The sequence below is a fragment of the Streptomyces sp. GbtcB7 genome (assembly GCF_019091445.1).
Taxonomy (GTDB): domain Bacteria; phylum Actinomycetota; class Actinomycetes; order Streptomycetales; family Streptomycetaceae; genus Streptomyces; species Streptomyces mirabilis.
Map to the genome: position 1 here is coordinate 1 of NZ_JAGXJM010000786.1, position 229 is coordinate 229.

Below are 229 nucleotides of genomic sequence, written 5' to 3' on the forward strand. Positions count from 1 at the left end.
TGATACGGCTACTGCCGGTGCCGCCCGCACTGCCCGCCCCGCTCGTCGACGCCTCGTAGTCCTTGATGCCGATCTTCACGCCGTCGAGTTCGCCACCGACGACCTGGGTGAGGAAGGGGAAGCCCCCGATGGACACGTCCGGCGTACTCGCCAGGCCCTCGGTGCTCTTGATCCGGACCGCAGCCTTGTTCACCGCGAAACCGACCGCCACCCGGTCCGCGATCACGAA

1 protein-coding gene is annotated in these 229 nt (G+C 67.7%); it reads right to left on the reverse strand.

Annotation, left to right across the window (positions count from 1 at the left end; genetic code table 11):
* A partial coding sequence (locus KVT44_RS57555; protein ID WP_217577271.1) for a DUF2993 domain-containing protein occupies positions 1–229 on the reverse strand: 229 nt, incomplete at both ends.